This window comes from Lonsdalea iberica (assembly GCF_002111585.1).
GTDB lineage: Bacteria > Pseudomonadota > Gammaproteobacteria > Enterobacterales > Enterobacteriaceae > Lonsdalea > Lonsdalea iberica.
Window position 1 is genome coordinate 66267 of the sequence record NZ_LUTP01000013.1, and the last position, 15999, is coordinate 82265.

19 protein-coding genes are annotated in these 15999 nt (G+C 54.2%); 12 read left to right on the forward strand and 7 right to left on the reverse strand.

The genetic code is table 11. The features are described 5' to 3' along the window. Nucleotide 1 precedes the first annotated feature (1 nt). Nucleotides 2-952, forward strand: a complete 951-nt coding sequence (locus AU511_RS07215; RefSeq protein ID WP_100059652.1) for a Csu type fimbrial protein — start codon at nt 2-4, stop codon at nt 950-952. 47 nt (nt 953-999) lie between these two features. Here the strand turns inward: AU511_RS07215 and copM are convergent, their stop codons facing one another. The 4 genes from copM to rlmG form a co-directional block, all read right to left on the reverse strand. Then, nucleotides 1000-1362, reverse strand: a complete 363-nt coding sequence (copM, locus tag AU511_RS07220) for a CopM family metallochaperone (protein WP_094109238.1) — start codon at nt 1360-1362, stop codon at nt 1000-1002. Between the two features lie 191 nt (nt 1363-1553). After that, nucleotides 1554-2045 (reverse strand): ATP-independent periplasmic protein-refolding chaperone Spy, encoded by a 492-nt coding sequence (spy, locus tag AU511_RS07225; protein WP_094109239.1) that lies wholly within the window; start codon nt 2043-2045, stop codon nt 1554-1556. 233 nt (nt 2046-2278) lie between these two features. Then, nucleotides 2279-2575: a hypothetical protein gene (locus tag AU511_RS07230; RefSeq protein WP_094101732.1), complete on the reverse strand. Its 297-nt coding sequence runs from the start codon at nt 2573-2575 to the stop codon at nt 2279-2281. A gap of 93 nt (nt 2576-2668) precedes the next feature. Continuing rightward, nucleotides 2669-3811: a 23S rRNA (guanine(1835)-N(2))-methyltransferase RlmG gene (rlmG, locus tag AU511_RS07235; RefSeq protein WP_094109240.1), complete on the reverse strand. Its 1143-nt coding sequence runs from the start codon at nt 3809-3811 to the stop codon at nt 2669-2671. Nucleotides 3812-4196: 385 nt separating this feature from the next. On the opposite strand from rlmG, the gene AU511_RS07240 reads away from it, so the two are divergent. From AU511_RS07240 to AU511_RS07275, 8 genes are all read left to right on the forward strand, one after another. After that, the gene (locus AU511_RS07240) at nt 4197-5150 is read left to right on the forward strand and encodes a TerC family protein (protein WP_094109241.1); all 954 of its coding nucleotides are present in this window, start codon (nt 4197-4199) and stop codon (nt 5148-5150) included. 634 nt (nt 5151-5784) lie between these two features. Next, the gene (locus AU511_RS07245) at nt 5785-6459 is read left to right on the forward strand and encodes a DedA family protein (RefSeq protein WP_094101729.1); all 675 of its coding nucleotides are present in this window, start codon (nt 5785-5787) and stop codon (nt 6457-6459) included. A 3-nt stretch (nt 6460-6462) separates the two neighbouring features. Further along, complete coding sequence (gene mzrA / locus AU511_RS07250; RefSeq protein ID WP_094101728.1) at nt 6463-6837, forward strand: EnvZ/OmpR regulon moderator MzrA; 375 nt, start codon at nt 6463-6465, stop codon at nt 6835-6837. Nucleotides 6838-6977: 140 nt separating this feature from the next. Next, a complete protein-coding gene (locus AU511_RS07255) occupies nt 6978-7286 on the forward strand; it encodes an ElaB/YgaM/YqjD family protein (RefSeq protein WP_026739603.1) in 309 nt (102 codons plus the stop codon). A gap of 5 nt (nt 7287-7291) precedes the next feature. After that, a complete protein-coding gene (locus AU511_RS07260) occupies nt 7292-7687 on the forward strand; it encodes a phage holin family protein (protein ID WP_094101727.1) in 396 nt (131 codons plus the stop codon). Beyond that, nucleotides 7684-7971 (forward strand): YqjK-like family protein, encoded by a 288-nt coding sequence (locus AU511_RS07265; protein ID WP_094109242.1) that lies wholly within the window; start codon nt 7684-7686, stop codon nt 7969-7971. Before AU511_RS07260 ends, AU511_RS07265 begins: the two co-directional genes overlap by 4 nt. 224 nt (nt 7972-8195) lie before the next feature. Then, nucleotides 8196-8591, forward strand: coding sequence for a DoxX family protein (locus AU511_RS07270; protein WP_094109243.1), 396 nt, complete (start codon nt 8196-8198; stop codon nt 8589-8591). A 153-nt stretch (nt 8592-8744) separates the two neighbouring features. After that, a complete protein-coding gene (locus AU511_RS07275; protein ID WP_094109244.1) occupies nt 8745-9734 on the forward strand; it encodes a glutathione S-transferase family protein in 990 nt (329 codons plus the stop codon). 64 nt (nt 9735-9798) lie between these two features. Here AU511_RS07275 and AU511_RS07280 read toward each other — a convergent pair whose 3' ends face one another. Beyond that, nucleotides 9799-10695: a LysR family transcriptional regulator gene (locus AU511_RS07280; RefSeq protein WP_094109245.1), complete on the reverse strand. Its 897-nt coding sequence runs from the start codon at nt 10693-10695 to the stop codon at nt 9799-9801. 110 nt (nt 10696-10805) lie between these two features. Between AU511_RS07280 and AU511_RS07285 the strand changes: the two genes are divergently transcribed. Together AU511_RS07285 and zur are read left to right on the forward strand one after the other, a co-directional pair. Continuing rightward, complete coding sequence (locus AU511_RS07285; RefSeq protein ID WP_094109246.1) at nt 10806-11507, forward strand: pirin family protein; 702 nt, start codon at nt 10806-10808, stop codon at nt 11505-11507. Nucleotides 11508-11592: 85 nt separating this feature from the next. Continuing rightward, complete coding sequence (zur, locus tag AU511_RS07290; RefSeq protein WP_094101721.1) at nt 11593-12102, forward strand: zinc uptake transcriptional repressor Zur; 510 nt, start codon at nt 11593-11595, stop codon at nt 12100-12102. A 206-nt stretch (nt 12103-12308) separates the two neighbouring features. Here zur and lexA read toward each other — a convergent pair whose 3' ends face one another. Both lexA and AU511_RS07300 read right to left on the reverse strand, forming a co-directional pair. Beyond that, nucleotides 12309-12920: a transcriptional repressor LexA gene (lexA, locus tag AU511_RS07295; RefSeq protein WP_026739595.1), complete on the reverse strand. Its 612-nt coding sequence runs from the start codon at nt 12918-12920 to the stop codon at nt 12309-12311. 112 nt (nt 12921-13032) lie between these two features. Then, on the reverse strand, nt 13033-13401 hold the full coding sequence (locus AU511_RS07300; protein ID WP_240503788.1) for a diacylglycerol kinase: 369 nt from the start codon (nt 13399-13401) through the stop codon (nt 13033-13035). A 131-nt stretch (nt 13402-13532) separates the two neighbouring features. Here AU511_RS07300 and plsB point away from each other — a divergent pair, with 131 nt between their 5' ends. Next, the gene (gene plsB, locus AU511_RS07305; protein WP_094109247.1) at nt 13533-15992 is read left to right on the forward strand and encodes a glycerol-3-phosphate 1-O-acyltransferase PlsB; all 2460 of its coding nucleotides are present in this window, start codon (nt 13533-13535) and stop codon (nt 15990-15992) included. The last annotated feature ends 7 nt before the right edge of the window (nt 15993-15999 follow it).

Below are 15999 nucleotides of genomic sequence, written 5' to 3' on the forward strand. Positions count from 1 at the left end.
CATGACTATGTTTCGGTTACTTATGATGCTGTTATTGGGGGGGGCGGGTCTGTCCAGCGCCTATGCCGGCTGTAGCTCGTCGTCCAGCAACTCGTCGTTCGGCTCCATTAGTTCATTTTCGCTCGCCAGCACCGCGCAAACGGTGGAATCCGGCAGCGGATTTACTTGCTCTGGCAGCCTGCTCTCACTGATCAGCACCAACACCGTGACGGCCACCATTTCGTCGACCAGCAACGCCTCTGGCTCCACGCCGCAGCTGTATAACGCCAGTACCGGCGAATACATCCCCTACTCCATTTGCAAGGACTCCGGCTGCAGCGCCACTTATCCGATTGGGGATACCATCAAATGGAGCAGCACCACGCTGCTCGGGTTGCTGGGGCTGTTCAACTCCAGCGACGGGTCGCTGCCTATCTATCTGAGGACGTCGACAGGCTCTAATGTGGCCGCAGGCACCTATACCGATAACATTACTCTGTCCTGGTACTACAAAATCTGCTTTGTAGGAGTGCTGGGCGTCTGCGCCTATACCACGGGGACGGACACATCGGTCGTCCCGGTCTCCATGGTCGTCACCAACGACTGCTATATCGACAGCGCGCCGGACGTCAACTTCGGCACCCAAGCGCTTCCCAGTAGTTTTTCCGCCATCAGCAATGCGCTCAGCGTACGGTGTACGCGCAACGCCACTTACACCGTCGGCCTCACCAGCCTTAACGCCGGCAGCGGTAATTGGCGCCAGATGAACGCGCTCATCAATGGCTCGACCTACTCATTACAATATCAGTTCTACCGATCGGACGGCACCGAGTGGACAAGCGAGAATGACTACGGCGCGACGGGATCGGGAAACTCGCAAAACATCAGCTACACCGCGAAAATCAACCCGAATCAGAGCAATGTACCGGCGGGAGCCTACAGCGACACGGTTACCGTGACGGTGACCTATTAGCCCGGCAAAGACAGACGGAACGCACCCGGTCCGTCTGGTCTCATCAACTATTGGCCGGGGTGCTGCTCCAGCCATTTCTGCATCTGTTCGATTTCCGGCTGTTGCGCCTTGATGATGTCTTCCGCCAATTTACGCAGCTCGGGATCTTTGCCGAATCGCAGCTGTGTTTTCGCCATCGCGATCGCGCCCTGATGGTGTGCGATCATGCCTTGTGCAAAGGCGGCGTCCGGGTTCTGGACCGACATGCTTTTCATCATATCGCGATGCATGTCGTCCATATCTTGCTGATAAGCCTGCTCAAAACCCGTTGAATCCTTGGACGTGTGGTTACCGTTGTGCATGCTTTCAGCCGCCAACGCGCTTAACGGAGCCAGAAGAAAACCCACTAACAGCCAGTGACGATGTTTCATAATCTAGGACCTCATCATGGTGGGAGAAAGAAAAACATATCCCCTGTCATCGGGGGAAAGGTCAAGGCGTACCGCGCATCAATGTCGTCAGCAACGCGAAAAAACCGCCATCTGCGGATCAAGCGTGAGACGACAGGCAAAAAAAACCGCCGAGCGACGAAACGTCACTCCGGCGGTTGACGAGCCGATGGTTATTGTTCGGCTTTAGGCGCGTTATCAGGCTTAGGCGCGTGTTCGCCTTTAGCCAGACGTTTTTCAAAGTTCGCGTTGAACTGTTTTTTCTGCTCCGGCGTCAGCACGTTATAGATCTTGTTCTGCGTTTCAAGATGCTTCAGCGTACGCGCTTTGCTGGCCTCTACCATCTTGTCTACCACGCTTTCAGCTTTAGCCGCATCGAAACTATCGGCGGCGATGACGTCATGCATTGCGCTGCGGTCTTCCGGCGCCGGGCGAGGCGCGTCTTTACGGGCGCTCTCCATGATCTCATGAATTTTCTGCTTTTGATCTGCGGTCAGGTTCAGGCCTTTGAACATCATGCCATGTTCCATCCCCTGGCCCGCGCCATGATGCTTCATCATGTGCTCGCCATGCGACATCGCTGGTTTGCTGTCCTGTGCGTTAGCAAAGCCAGCTGCGCCAAAAGCGAGTACAGAAGCAATCGCGATAGCAGTTAATTTAGACATAGACTCCCCTCATATATGGTTTATCAGCATTAACGCTGTTCATCATTCGTTGTCATGGATGAGTATAGGTCACATAACTTAAGGTAATGAGAGCAAGGGTAAAACTTTGAAAGGAGAATCGGCGAGAAAACCGCCGTTTGTGGGCAAAGCGATAAAATTACGTAAGCACAAATGAAGATTAACAGAATGTTGCAGGGATAAAGGAGAGTGTCCGACGCCTCTCCTTTTCCCTGTCAGGGCAAAGACTGGCAGAACGCCTCGGCGTCTTCGGCCAACGCATCGATATGGGTACGAATCACGTTGACCTTCTGTAGCAGAGGATTGCGCTCCGGCGATGCGCTAACCGAATTCATCCGCGCCACCAGCGTTTCTATCTGCTCTCTTAGTTCCGCTTCCTGCTCCCGGGCCAGCGTCAATTGCGCATTGAGCTGCTGAACGTGCTCGCGACAATGCTGCTGCTGTTGCTGCACGCTGGACTCCAACGCTTGCAGCGCGCTGTCCAGTCGCGTTTCCCACTCATCAATACACATAGAGATTCCTTTGCCTGAATATCCCGCGAATTATAATGACAGTCTCACTTGACCACAAATCGCCCATTCAGGCTCAGGACTCCGTTTACCGGGCTAGCGGCGTTTAGAGGCGCTTTTCATGGCGCGCAGCACGACGAATTTCGGATTGCTCGCAATAGTTTCGCAATTCCCAAACAGACGCTTCAGCTTCTGGAAATAGTTCAGATGGCGATTGCCGACAATTCGCAGTTCCCCGCCGACGCTAAGACAACGCTTCGCATCCGTGAACATCTGCCAGGCGATATCGCCAGAGATCGCCTGCTGCTGATGAAACGGCGGATTGCACAGCACAGCCTGAAGACTCCCGTCGGCGATACCGGCCAGCGAATTATTCACCGCAAACCCACAACGATCGAGATCCTGCGGCCGGTTCAGCGCTACATTCTTACGGCTGGTGGCGACCGCCATATAAGATTCATCCAGGAAGCTGATGGTGGCCTGAGGATTCAGATCAAGAGCGGTCAGCCCTACCACGCCGTTGCCGCACCCCAGGTCGACGATCTGGCCTTCCAGCGCCTGCGGTAAATGCTGCATGAAGAGCCGCGCGCCGATATCAAGGCCACCGCGCGCGAAGACGTTGGCGTGATTGGCTATCTGAAAACCGTGTTCAGGTACTGGCCACTCTGTAAGCGGCAAGGGGACGCTGGCTTCCCGCCCGTCGGGCTGGCAATGAATCAAGCGCGCCTTCTTCCAGGCCAGAGAAGTCCGGGTCGGGCCTAGGAACTGTTCGAACAACGTCAGCGTAGAAGTATGAATGTCGCGCGCTTTCGCCCCGGCAATGATGACCGTCTGCGGCGTCACCACCTTGCTGAGCATCCGCAATTGGTGCTCCAGCAGCGCCAGCGTCTTAGGGACTTTAATGACGGCCAGCGCCGGAGCGGCGGGCAGATCCGACAGGCTATCCAGTAAAGTAACCGCCTCGGCGTCAAAACCGTTCTGCGTCAAATTGTGCCGTGTCGCCAGCTGGCTGAGGTGCGAATCGCTGACGCTGTAAGGCGATTGCGCCTGTAACCCGCAGGCCAATGCGCCAAACGCATCGTTAAAAATTAGGCGGGGTCCATCGCTCAACGACATTTCCGCCAGTTCGCGCAACAGATATTCGTCGGCCGCTTCCCAGGCCTGCAGTGCGGTCTCCTGAGCCGAAAGGGGGTAGCGCACCAACGTCAAGGTGCTCGTTTCCAGATCGAGTTGGCTCATAGCCTCTCCTGTAAAAATGCAAATTTGCGCTGTTTATCCCCTAAAAGAACGCGTCAGTAAATGCTTTTCTCGTCGTTGCGTTTCCCTTGTGTGAATACAGCCGGCGGCATCGCTGTCTTGCTCCCGTCGACAGAGGACGAAGTCGGTTTGACCGAGGTCAATATTTCACCTATCTTCAGTCACGCAAAGGGGAGTAACTTCTTCGCCGGTTAGTCGTCATCACAGTGCGTTTGCACTCGGTTACCGGGCAACCTTAATGCGTACGCACATTAAGTTGTAAGTGAGACCTTGCCGGGAGGCGAGGTTCATTTGCGAATAATGCGCGCAAACGGCCCACGCCTAACGACGTGGGCCGTTTTGTTTTTACACTTTAAGGATATGAACTATGGCTTCCATAGGCACACCGTGGTTATGGGGCAGCTTCGCTGCCATTGTTGTGGTCATGCTGGCTATCGACCTTTTCTCTCAGGGAAAAAAGGGGTCGTCGGTCATGACATTTAAGCAGGCGGCCAGTTGGTCTATCGTGTGGATCACGATGGCCGTACTGTTTAACGCTGGTTTCTGGTGGTATCTCAACAGCACGATGGGAAGGGAGATTGCCGACGCTCAGGCGCTGGCCTTCTTTACCGGGTATCTGATTGAAAAAGCGCTGGCGGTCGATAACGTCTTCGTCTGGCTGATGCTATTCAGTTACTTCGCCATCCCAGCGCAGTATCAACGCAGAGTGCTGATTTTCGGTGTGCTGGGCGCCATCGTGCTACGCACTATCATGGTGTTCGCGGGAAGTTGGCTGGTAACGCAGTTCCAGTGGCTGCTGTATATCTTCGGCGCATTCTTGCTGTTTACCGGCGTCAAAATGGCGATGGCGAAAGAAGATGACGCGGCGGTCGGCGACAAGCCGGTGGTCCGCTGGCTTCGCAAACATCTGCGGATGACGGATACCCTGCAAGGCGAACGCTTCTTTACCCGCCAGAACGGCCTGCTTTATGCCACGCCGCTGTTCCTGGTGTTGATCATGGTGGAAATCAGCGACGTGATTTTCGCCGTGGACAGTATTCCCGCCATCTTCGCGGTAACGACCGATCCCTTTATTGTGCTGACTTCCAACCTCTTCGCTATTCTGGGTCTCCGTGCCATGTACTTCCTGCTGTCCGGCGTGGCCGAAAAGTTTTCACTACTGAAATATGGTCTGGCGGTGATCCTGATCTTCATTGGCGTCAAAATGATGCTGATCGATCTTTTCCATATTCCTGTTTCGCTGTCGCTCGGTATCGTAGCGGCAATACTGTTGGTGACCATACTGATCAATATCTGGGTCAATCGACGCGCGGCACGCTAATCTCATTGACGTCATTTTCATGGTCCTGAATCACGCGCCCGGTAAACACCTTACCGGGCGTTATCTTTTTTTATTATCACCAGGCTTGTCTATACTGAGCCTGTTTATCGCCTTTTTGCCGGGCGGAAATAATCGAAACAATAGGAAAAAAGGTCATAAAACGTCGATTTCTGTCAACAAGTGTAAAATATGACTGTATCCACGATTATCGCAGCTAAAACCGCGAATTATCTGACTTTTACCGCTGATATTTCCCTATCTCAGCCCTACCTATTTTGTTACAGTTATGGCGTTTTTTTATATGTTTATCGGTAGCAGTTTGGGCAAAACCCCTGAAACGGGTTGTCAGTCATTTTAACGAGGCATGACTCCGCGTTTTCATGGCTATCCGCTGTATTGCCGTCGTCGATTCAGGTATGCCAACTCAGGATCGTTCGAATAATAAAATCAATAAATAACGCGCCATCGAGCAACGTTTCATTGCCGATGCATCAGCCTAAGCCTGCTTCTCGCCGAAAGAAGCCCCTTTGGCGCAAAATGACGCTATGGCAGCAGGATTTGAAACTTACCGTGACCTATTGCCGTTCATGGGGGGCAGAGAATTTATCCCCATGCCGCAGTACAGGAATACCAGATGGAAATGATTAAAGAACTTCTTAATGCACTCTGGCACCAAAACTTCGACATTCTCGCTAACCCCAAGCTGGTTTGGACGATTTACGGGCTGTTGTTCCTGATCCTCATACTGGAAAACGGTTTGCTGCCCGCCGCCTTTCTGCCGGGCGACAGCCTGTTAATTCTTGTCGGCGTGCTCATCGCCAAAGGCACGATGAACTATCCATTTACCATCGCTCTGCTGACCACGGCGGCCAGCCTGGGCTGCTGGATGAGCTATCTGCAAGGCAAATGGCTCGGCAATACGAGGCTGGTGCAGAGTTGGCTCTCGCACCTGCCTGTTCATTACCATCAAAGAGCGCACCAGCTGTTCCACCGTCACGGTCTGTCGGCGTTGTTGATCGCGCGTTTCCTCGCGTTTATCCGGACACTGCTGCCTACGATCGCGGGGCTATCCGGGCTTAATAACGCCCGCTTCCAGTTCTTCAACTGGATGAGCGCCTTCCTGTGGGTCATCATTTTGGTCTCGCTCGGCTATGCGCTGGGCAATACGCCGGTCTTTCGTAAATACGAAGGCCAGCTGATGTTTTTCCTCATGATGCTGCCCTTGGTATTGCTCTGCATCGGATTGGTGGGATCATTGGTCGTACTTTGGCGCAAGAAACGCGCCGTTAATAGTGGAAAAGGACATTAAGACATGGTGAGCCGCTGGCTGAAAAACAAGCCCGTCTGGCGTCTACTGCTACTGCTGCTGCCCGTTATTGTCATGGTGACGTCATCCCACCACACGCCAGATGAAGTCACCCTACATATCAGCCCACAGCATCAGGGCGCCCCCCTTCCGGATGGGTTTTACATTTATCAGCGTCTCAATGAACGCGGCATCGGTATTGAAAGCATCATCCCGGCGCAGGACAGCATCGTGGTAAGGCTATCTTGCCCGGAACAGAGCAGAGACGCGCGCGACGTGCTGCGCATGGTGCTCCCACAGGTCAATGTCGTGGCTCAGATTGCGAAAAGCGGCCAACCCGCGCAGAAGTATTCACCGCCGCCATCATCTCATTTGGGATAAATCCTCGGGGTTATCTCACCGCGCTTTTGTCACTGCCGTTGCGGCGTACTTACCGCCATCAACGCAAGGGGTGACCGCGCGCAAATTGAAATATCGTCTATAGTTGAATATCAGCTTTCATCACATTAGGGAGTTTTGCTATGTCTCGTGAATCCAGTTCAGAACAGCAGCTGCGTGAAGAATTACGATCTCTTGGCGATACGCTGGAAGAAGTACTGCGTAGCTCCAGCGAAAAGTCCAAGGGCGACCTGGAAAAACTGCGCGAAAAAGCGGAGGGCGTCCTGCAAGAGTCCCGCTCCCGTCTGAATGAAACCGGTGAACGTATCAAAGCTCACACACGTGAAGCGACCGGACAGGCTGAAGATTATATTCGTGAAAAACCTTGGGCTGGCGTTGGAATTGGCGCGGCCGTAGGCCTCGTTGTCGGCATTCTGCTCGCACGTCGTTAATCGCTATGAGTGATCAAGAACGACAGGGCCCCGCCATTGCCTGCGTAGCGACGGTGAAACGCATCATCACCTTGCTCGCCGGGATGGCTGAAACGCGGGTCAAGCTCGCCGTCGTCGAGCTCGAACAAGAAAAGAGCAATCTGGTTCAGTTGCTGCTGTTGGTTGGGCTAACCCTGATATTCACCACGTTTGGTCTGATGTGCCTGATTGCGCTGGTGATTTGGAGCCTGGAACCTGAGTATCGCCTTCTGGGACTCTGCTGGATAACCGGTATTCTGCTGGGACTGGCGATTATCGGCGGCCTCTGGGCGCTGCTGCGCGCGCGCAGTGCAACGCTGCTGAAAGAGACCCGGAAAGAGTTGGCTAACGATCGGGCGTTGCTGGAGGAAAAGCTGAAGTGAGCCGTAAACGGTATCTGACACAGGAAAAAGCGCGGTTGGTGAGTCTCATCCATCAGCAACGCATTGAACTGGTCTCGGAAAAAAGGCAGTGGCTTGAAGCTACTGAACCGTGCGATCGCTATTGGCAAAAACTCGTCGGCATGCGTAATTATCTGATTGCTGGCGCAGGGCTTGTGGCCGTCGTCGGCCTGCGACGTCCCGGCCGTCTGCTCAAGGTTGCTCGCAAAGCCGCGGGCGTTTGGGGTGCGGTCAAATTAGTGCGCAACATCCTCCCACGCGCCTAGCCCACGAAGACATAGCCATGCCCTTCGAGGCATGGCTTTTTTTATGCCCCCACCGTCGAATCAATTTAATTGAACAAAAAAGACAATATTACTTGCTGTCTTACCTCTCACTTCCCTTCTAACATCCTCATTAACCGTCATTTACGGCTAAGAATAGACTGATTATCGAGAGATAATCACCCTCAGCGTACTGAATCGCACTATGCCGACCGGAGAGAGAATTGATGAAAATATTAGACAATGCCCTGATATTGGTTGCCCGTATCCTCATGCCGATACTGTTCATTTACGCCGGTTACGGCAAACTGGGCGACGCCTATGCCGGCACCCAGCAATACATGCAGGCGATGGGCGTACCCGGCGCGTTGCTGCCCCTGACGATTCTTCTGGAGCTGGGCGGCGGACTGGCGATCCTCTTTGGTTTTCTCACTCGCACCGCCGCCATCTCGACGGCAATATTCGCTCTTCTTACCGCGCTTATTTTCCACCACGATTTTACACAGGCGGGTAATGAGCTGATGTTTATGAAAAACCTGTCCATAACCGGCGGTTATCTCCTGCTATTCGTCACCGGGCCCGGCGCTTACAGTCTCGACCGCCTACTGAATAAGAAGTGGTAATACCCGGAACAGTCGTGCTGTACTTGTTTCAACCGGCCGTGTGAAACGCCATGCCACAGCTTTCAAGGCGTTTCACGCAGTCGGGTTGTGACTCAAGAGATAGCCGATATAACCTGGCGTTCTGAGCGACATCATTTTGGGGAGGAGAGCACGATGGGACAATTAGTTGAAGGGCAATGGCACGACATCTGGTATGACACCTCGTCGACGGGCGGACAATTCCAACGCCCGCCAACCTCATTCCGCCATTGGGTGACGCCGGATGGCCGTCCCGGCCCCAGCGGCGTAGGCGGATTTCGCGCAGAGTCTGGCCGCTATCACCTGTATGTTTCGCTCGCCTGCCCGTGGGCGCACCGGGCGCTGTTGCTCCGGAAGCTGAAGGGATTAGAAGCGCACATCGGCGTCTCCGTGATGCACCCTCTGATGTTAGAACACGGCTGGACGTTCGCGACTGATTTTCCCGCGGCAACCGGCGACAGACTCTATCAACACAGCTACCTTTATCAGCTTTACCTGCACGCCAAGCCCGACTATAGCGGCCGAGTGACCGTACCCGTGTTGTGGGATACGCAACAACAAACTATCGTCAGCAACGAGTCGGCGGATATTATTCGCATGATGAATACGGCGTTCGACGAGGTGGGCGCGACGCCGGGCGATTACTATCCGCTGGCGCTGCGCGCGGATATTGATGAATTAAACGAATGGATTTACCCCCAGGTTAACAACGGTGTCTACAAGGCGGGCTTCGCCACGCAGCAAAGCGCTTACGACGAGGCAGTCGCGCAGCTGTTTGAAGCGCTGGGACGGTTGGAACAACGGCTGAGCCAACAGCGTTATCTGACCGGCTCACGTCTGACGGAGGCCGACCTGCGGCTATGGACCACGCTCATTCGCTTCGACCCGGTCTATCACACCCATTTCAAGTGCGATCGCTGGCGTTTGACGGATTATGAAAATTTGTACGGTTTTACGCGGGATATCTATCAATTGCCGGGTATCGCTGACACGGTCAATATGGATCACATTCGCCACCACTATTACCGCAGCCATGCCACGATTAACCCCTGCGGCATTATCTCCATCGGCCCTGAGTTATCGTTGACAAAGCCACACGACCGAGAAAGCCGGTTCCGCCACTAACGCCCAGTCGGGGCAGCGTGACGGCAGAACCGTGGGATACTCCCGCGTTGCCGTCCGGCGGTCATCAGGAGTCACGCAATACTTTGGGGATCTCTCGCAGCAGCCAGGATTTGGCTTCGCCCATATTGTCGCGGCGCCAGGCCATGATGACCTGGCTTTCGAAGGTGCTTTCCGGGCTGACTACCCGCAGCCGCCCCTCGGCGATATCCTGCGCCACCAGTTTGTATGGGATCGTCGCGACGCCTAGCCCGGCGAGCAACGCCCGGCGTTTATCGTCCATCGTACTCACCGTCAGGCGAGGCTGTTTATCTAACAGCTGTACCGTGAGCACAGGGCGGTCTCGGGCGGTATCAGCAATGGCGATACCTCGATACTTGACACGAGTCACTTCTGACAGCGGTTCGGGTTCATCGTGAATGGGATGATCGGGGCTGGCGACGTAGACGCTTTTTACCGAATAAAGCTTGCGCGTATTAACCTCCGACGTCGCACGGAAGTGCATATCCGGTGAGATCACGATATCGGCGCGATCCTGTTCCAGCCGTTCCCAGGCGCCCGCCAATACCTCGGTCAGAATAGAAACCTGCGTGTTGGCTTTCAGCGCCAACTTGTCCAGCAGCGGAAAGAGGCGCTCCGTCGGCACCAATGCTTCCGCGACGATGGTGACATGGGTTTCCCAGCCGCGGGCGAGCGCTTCGGCGTCCGTTGTCAGCTTATCTGCGGCTTCCAGCAGCACTCGCCCACGCTCCAGCAGCATCCTCCCCACATTAGTAAATTTAGTGCGATGACCCGAGCGGTCGAATAACACCACATCCAGTTCATCCTCTAATTTTTGCATCGTGTAGCTCAGCGCCGAGGGCACTCTGCCTAGCTCATCCGCCGCGGCCGCGAAGCTGCCCCGACGATCGATAGCATCCATTACCCGCAACGCTTCCAATGTTAACGCCCGATCTTTCGACATAGATATTCTCATTCAGGATTTTTGAACGTCCCCACCAGATTAACTAGCTAACAATCTACCGTCCAGCCTATTACCCTTGTAAAGTCGAATAATTAAGGGGGCCTGACACCATGATGATTAGCAGAGCAGCAGAGCACTGCGGCAAGGCTGACTACGGGTGGCTGCAAGCACGATATACGTTCTCCTTCGGCCATTATTTTGACCCCGACTTGCTGGGATTCGGCTCGTTACGCGTGTTGAATCAGGAAGTCCTGGCGCCCAAGGCCGCCTTCCAGGCGCGGATCTATCCGCGCGTTGATATCCTTAATCTTCTTCTACAAGGCGAAGCCGAATATCGGGATAGTAACGGTAATCACACGCAGGCCAAAGCTGGCGACGTCATGTTGCTGTCGACTCAGCCCAACCTCAGCTATAGCGAACAAAATATTTCCGTCGACACGCCGCTGACCCGCATTCAGCTGTGGCTGGATGCGTGTCCTACGCGCGAAAACAGCGCGCTACAACGTATGTCTCTGAACGACGATCGCTGTCAGTTGCTGGCTTCCCCTGACGACGAAAATAGCAGCCTGCATCTAAGACAACAGGTCTGGGTTTACCATCTCAATCTGGCTGCGGGAGAATCACTGACGCATACCTTCAAGGGTAATCGGGCCTACGTTCAGTCTATTCACGGTGAAGTTGGCATCCGCTGCCAATCCGATGAGGGCAAAACATTGCGTTGCGGCGATGGTGCCTTTATTCAGCAGGAAACGGCCATCGCCCTACAGGCGATAACGCCGACGCGAGCCCTGCTGATCGATTTGGTGGTGTAACGCTTTCCCTGCCTGACTCGGCGTTTTTGCGGAGTCATGGTAAGATAAATCACTATCTTCACCACTTTTCTTCAGGGTTACAGCGATGGATTCGACCGATCCGGCCAAACTTCTTGCCCAGGCTGAGCGACTATGCCAGCAACGCAACGTGCGACTTACGCCGCAGCGTCAGGAAGTGCTGCGTCTGATGGCCCAACAGCCTGGCGCCATCAGCGCCTACGACCTGTTGGACCTGCTGCGTGTCGCTGAACCTCAGGCTAAACCCCCCACCGTTTACCGTGCGCTGGATTTCCTGCTGGAGCAAGGATTCATCCACCGAGTGGAATCCACCAACAGCTACGTGCTGTGCCACCATTTCGAAGAACATAGCCACACCTCAGCGCTCTTTATCTGCGACCGTTGTCGCCAGGTAACGGAAAGCCCCACGGAAGGCATCGAAGAGATACTGCAGCTAATTGCCGCCCAGACGGGATTCTCCCTACGCCACAGTGTAGTTGAAGCGCATGGCATGTGCGTTGAGTGCAGGAAAGTCGAAGCCTGTGAGCATCGCGACAGCTGCAACCACGACCACAGTATCGTCATCAAAAAACGCTGAGCCGCATGTAGTTTCCAATCTCGGCCTTATCGACGTTGAACGGTGATTCTGAGATTGGCAGCTTAGGAAGAGAAAATCAGAGAAGGGATGAAGTATTAAGCCGGTGGATAATGTCTGACTTTATTTTGGTTTCGTCCGCTACGTTCAGCAAGAAAGACCGAACGTAACGGAAGATGCATAAACGGGGCGTTCAGCAAGCAGGTCTATCAACTCCAGTCGCTGTTGCGAATGACGCCGACGGCCAACCCTTCAATGGAAAAGTTTTCCTTACTTAGATCTACCACGATAGGTGAAAACTCTTTGTTTTCGGCCAACAGCTGCACTTTGTTGCCCTGCTGTTTCAGTCGTTTGACCGTGACTTCATCTTCAATGCGCGCCACAACAACCTGACCGTTGTGAACATCCTGCGTTTTATGCACAGCCAGTAAATCGCCATCAAGAATACCGATGTCTTTCATCGACATACCGCTAACTCGCAGCAGAAAATCGGCATTTGGCTTAAACATGGCCGGATCGACCTGATAATGACATTCGATATGCTGTTCAGCCAGCAGCGGTTCCCCTGCGGCGACGCGACCAATCAAAGGCAGACCGAGCGACTCTTCTTCCATCAACAGACGAATACCGCGGGATGCGCCGGTGACAATCTCAATGACGCCTTTACGGGAGAGGGCTTTCAAGTGTTCTTCAGCGGCATTAGGAGAGCGGAAACCCAGCTGCTTAGCGATTTCTGCTCGGGTGGGTGGCATACCGGTTTGTGAAATATGATCGCGAATAAGATCATAAACCTCTTGTTGTCTGGTCGTTAAAGCTTTCATTCCGCCCCCTGGTTGTTTATACAGTTTCGCTGTGAGTATATACAGGGAACCTGCCTATGGGAACTGAGAAATCGCGTTATGCCTTGTTTTTTGGCGTCATTCATGAGAGCCATCACGCAAAATGGCCCCACAGCAAGACACCCCAGACCACGGCCGCCAATAGGCAAGCCACCAGCACCGCAGCCGATCCCAAATCTTTTGCTCTCCCTGCAAGCTCATGATACTCCGGGCCAATTCTGTCCACCACGGCTTCGATAGCGCTGTTCACCAACTCGACGATCACAATCAGCACTACCGCGCCAATCAACAATAACCGTTCTAATATTGAAACTGGCAACCAACAGGCAATAATAATGCCTGCCAGAGTAAGAATGGTTTCCTGACGAAAGGCCGCTTCATGCCTCCATGCTTGTTTAAGTCCCTGCAACGAATAGCCCGTTGCTTTGACAAGGCGGGTAATCCCGGTCGCCTTATTCATGATCCTTGCTTACTCCCTTTTTATTTAGTTTCGAACGCAATTTTCGCGTCACCCCATTGTCTCATGACCACAGATATCCGATAAGGTTTCTGTTATCCTTGCGGCGCATTGCTAATAAGAGGTTCTCAGTTGTTATGTCAGGTTGGCGTAAAATCTACTATAAATTATTGAATTTCCCTCTGAAACTTTTGGTAAAGAGCAAAATCATTCCTCTGGATCCGATTGCTGAGCTGGATATCGATCCTACACGTCCTATTTTCTACGTTCTGCCCTACAACTCCAAAGCGGACTTACTGACACTGCGCGAAAAGTGTCTGGCGCTTGGTCTGCAGGATCCGCTCGAACCATTAATTGTCGACGGTCAAGCGTTGCCGAGCTACGTCTTCGTCAATAATGGCCCGCGCGTATTTCGCTATTACGTACCCAAAGAGAAATCCATCAAGCTTTTTCACGACTATTTGGATCTGCATCGCGACAATCCGTCGCTGGATGTCCAGATGGTGCCGGTTTCAGTCATGTTTGGTCGCTCGCCGGGCCGTGAAGGGCACCAGCAGGAAGCGCCTCAGTTGCGCCTGCTGAACGGCATCGAAAAATTCTTCGCGGTTCTGTGGCTGGGACGCGATAGCTTCGTCCGTTTCTCGACGCCAGTATCGCTGCGCTATATGGCGACAGAGCACGGCACGGATAACGCCATTGCCCACAAACTGGCCCGCGTGGCGCGTATGCATTTCGCTCGTCTGCGATTGGCCGCCGTCGGCCCGCGCCTGCCGGTTAGACAGGAGCTGTTCAAGAAACTGCTGTCATCGAAAGCCATCGCCAAGGCGGTGGATGACGAGGCGCGAGCGAAGAAAATCTCCCGAGAAAAAGCCCAGCAGAACGCCATTGCGATGCTGGAAGAGATTGCCGCCGACTTCTCTTATGAAGCGGTACGTCTGACAGACCGCGTGCTGGGCTGGACCTGGAACCGGCTGTATCAAGGGATCAACGTCCATAACGCTGAGCGCGTTCGCCAGTTGGCTCAAGACGGCCATGAAATCGTTTATGTTCCTTGTCACCGCAGCCACATGGACTACCTGCTGCTGTCTTATGTGCTGTATCACCAAGGGCTGGTGCCGCCGCACATTGCCGCGGGCATTAACCTGAACTTCTGGCCTGCGGGGCCTATTTTCCGCCGCCTGGGCGCATTCTTCATCCGCCGAACCTTCAAAGGCAGCAAGCTTTATTCCACCCTGTTCCGCGAGTATCTCGGCGAACTGTTCACCCGGGGTTATTCGGTAGAGTACTTCGTGGAAGGCGGACGCTCGCGCACCGGTCGCCTGCTGGATCCGAAAACCGGTACGCTGGCGATGACGCTTCAAGCCATGCTGCGCGGCGGCACGCGCCCCATTACATTGGTGCCGATTTACATCGGCTACGAGCATGTCATGGAAGTCGGCACGTACTCCAAAGAGCTACGCGGCGCCACGAAGGAGAAAGAAGGTTTTCTCCAGATGGTGCGTGGGCTACGCAAGCTGCGAAATCTGGGACAGGGTTACGTCAACTTTGGCGAACCGCTGCCGCTGATGACCTATCTCAACAACAAGGTGCCGCAGTGGCGTGACGCCATTGACCCGATTGAAGCGCAGCGACCCGCCTGGCTGACGCCTACCGTGCAGGATATCGCCTCCAACATCATGGTACGCATCAACAACGCCGCGGCGGCCAACGCCATGAACCTGTGCTCCACCGCCCTGCTGGTATCGCCGCAGCGGGCGATGACCCGTACGCAGTTAGAAGAACAGCTCGAGTGCTATCTGCATCTGATGCGCAATGTGCCGTATACCGAAAATGCGACGACTCCAGATAAAACGCCTGCCGAACTGATCGATCATGCGTTGAAGATGGACAAGTTCACGGTTGAAAACGACAAGCTGGGAACCATCATCAGCCTCCCAAGCGATCAGGCCGTGCTGATGACCTATTACCGCAACAATATTCAGCACTTGCTGATCCTGCCGTCTCTGATCGCCAGCATCATTGTGCATCATCGACACATTACGCAGGCTGAGCTGTTGCGCCAGGTCACCTTAATTTATCCCTTGTTGAAGGCGGAACTGTTCCTGCATTACGACACCGGGCAGCTGGCTGATGTGCTGCAGGCGTTAACGTCCGAGCTGGCGAATCAGCAGCTCATCGTGATCGAGGGCGAAAACCTGACGCCTAATAGCGAACGTAGCCGCCCATTGCAGTTGCTGGCAGCCGGCGTTATCGAAACGCTGCAGCGGTACGCCATCACCTTCTTGCTGCTCAAAGGCAATCCGACCATCAATCGCGGCACGCTGGAGAAAGAGAGCCGTGCGATGGCGCAGCGCCTGTCTCTACTGCATGGCATCAACGCGCCGGAGTTCTTCGATAAGGCCGTCTTCTCGACGCTGGTTAATACGCTGCGTAGCGAAGGCTACATCAGCGATAGCGGAGATGCGGTGCTGGAAAAGGTACAAGCAATCTATGCGATTTTGGGCGATGTGATTACGCCCGAGGTCAGATTGACCATTGAAAGCCCCGCCGTCGCCGAAACGACACCGACGGTGCGGCAGAGTAAAGAAGTGAAGTAACACGACA

Bases quoted from the DNA above. Each gene is read 5' to 3' on its own strand.
- AU511_RS07215 (WP_100059652.1), top strand. From the start codon at position 2: ATGACTATGTTTCGGTTACTTATGATGCTGTTATTGGGGGGGGCGGGT.
- copM (WP_094109238.1), bottom strand. From the start codon at position 1,362: ATGAAACATCGTCACTGGCTGTTAGTGGGTTTTCTTCTGGCTCCGTTA.
- spy (WP_094109239.1), bottom strand. From the start codon at position 2,045: ATGTCTAAATTAACTGCTATCGCGATTGCTTCTGTACTCGCTTTTGGC.
- AU511_RS07230 (WP_094101732.1), bottom strand. From the start codon at position 2,575: ATGTGTATTGATGAGTGGGAAACGCGACTGGACAGCGCGCTGCAAGCG.
- rlmG (WP_094109240.1), bottom strand. From the start codon at position 3,811: ATGAGCCAACTCGATCTGGAAACGAGCACCTTGACGTTGGTGCGCTAC.
- AU511_RS07240 (WP_094109241.1), top strand. From the start codon at position 4,197: ATGGCTTCCATAGGCACACCGTGGTTATGGGGCAGCTTCGCTGCCATT.
- AU511_RS07245 (WP_094101729.1), top strand. From the start codon at position 5,785: ATGGAAATGATTAAAGAACTTCTTAATGCACTCTGGCACCAAAACTTC.
- mzrA (WP_094101728.1), top strand. From the start codon at position 6,463: ATGGTGAGCCGCTGGCTGAAAAACAAGCCCGTCTGGCGTCTACTGCTA.
- AU511_RS07255 (WP_026739603.1), top strand. From the start codon at position 6,978: ATGTCTCGTGAATCCAGTTCAGAACAGCAGCTGCGTGAAGAATTACGA.
- AU511_RS07260 (WP_094101727.1), top strand. From the start codon at position 7,292: ATGAGTGATCAAGAACGACAGGGCCCCGCCATTGCCTGCGTAGCGACG.
- AU511_RS07270 (WP_094109243.1), top strand. From the start codon at position 8,196: ATGAAAATATTAGACAATGCCCTGATATTGGTTGCCCGTATCCTCATG.
- AU511_RS07275 (WP_094109244.1), top strand. From the start codon at position 8,745: ATGGGACAATTAGTTGAAGGGCAATGGCACGACATCTGGTATGACACC.
- AU511_RS07280 (WP_094109245.1), bottom strand. From the start codon at position 10,695: ATGTCGAAAGATCGGGCGTTAACATTGGAAGCGTTGCGGGTAATGGAT.
- AU511_RS07285 (WP_094109246.1), top strand. From the start codon at position 10,806: ATGATGATTAGCAGAGCAGCAGAGCACTGCGGCAAGGCTGACTACGGG.
- zur (WP_094101721.1), top strand. From the start codon at position 11,593: ATGGATTCGACCGATCCGGCCAAACTTCTTGCCCAGGCTGAGCGACTA.
- lexA (WP_026739595.1), bottom strand. From the start codon at position 12,920: ATGAAAGCTTTAACGACCAGACAACAAGAGGTTTATGATCTTATTCGC.
- plsB (WP_094109247.1), top strand. From the start codon at position 13,533: ATGTCAGGTTGGCGTAAAATCTACTATAAATTATTGAATTTCCCTCTG.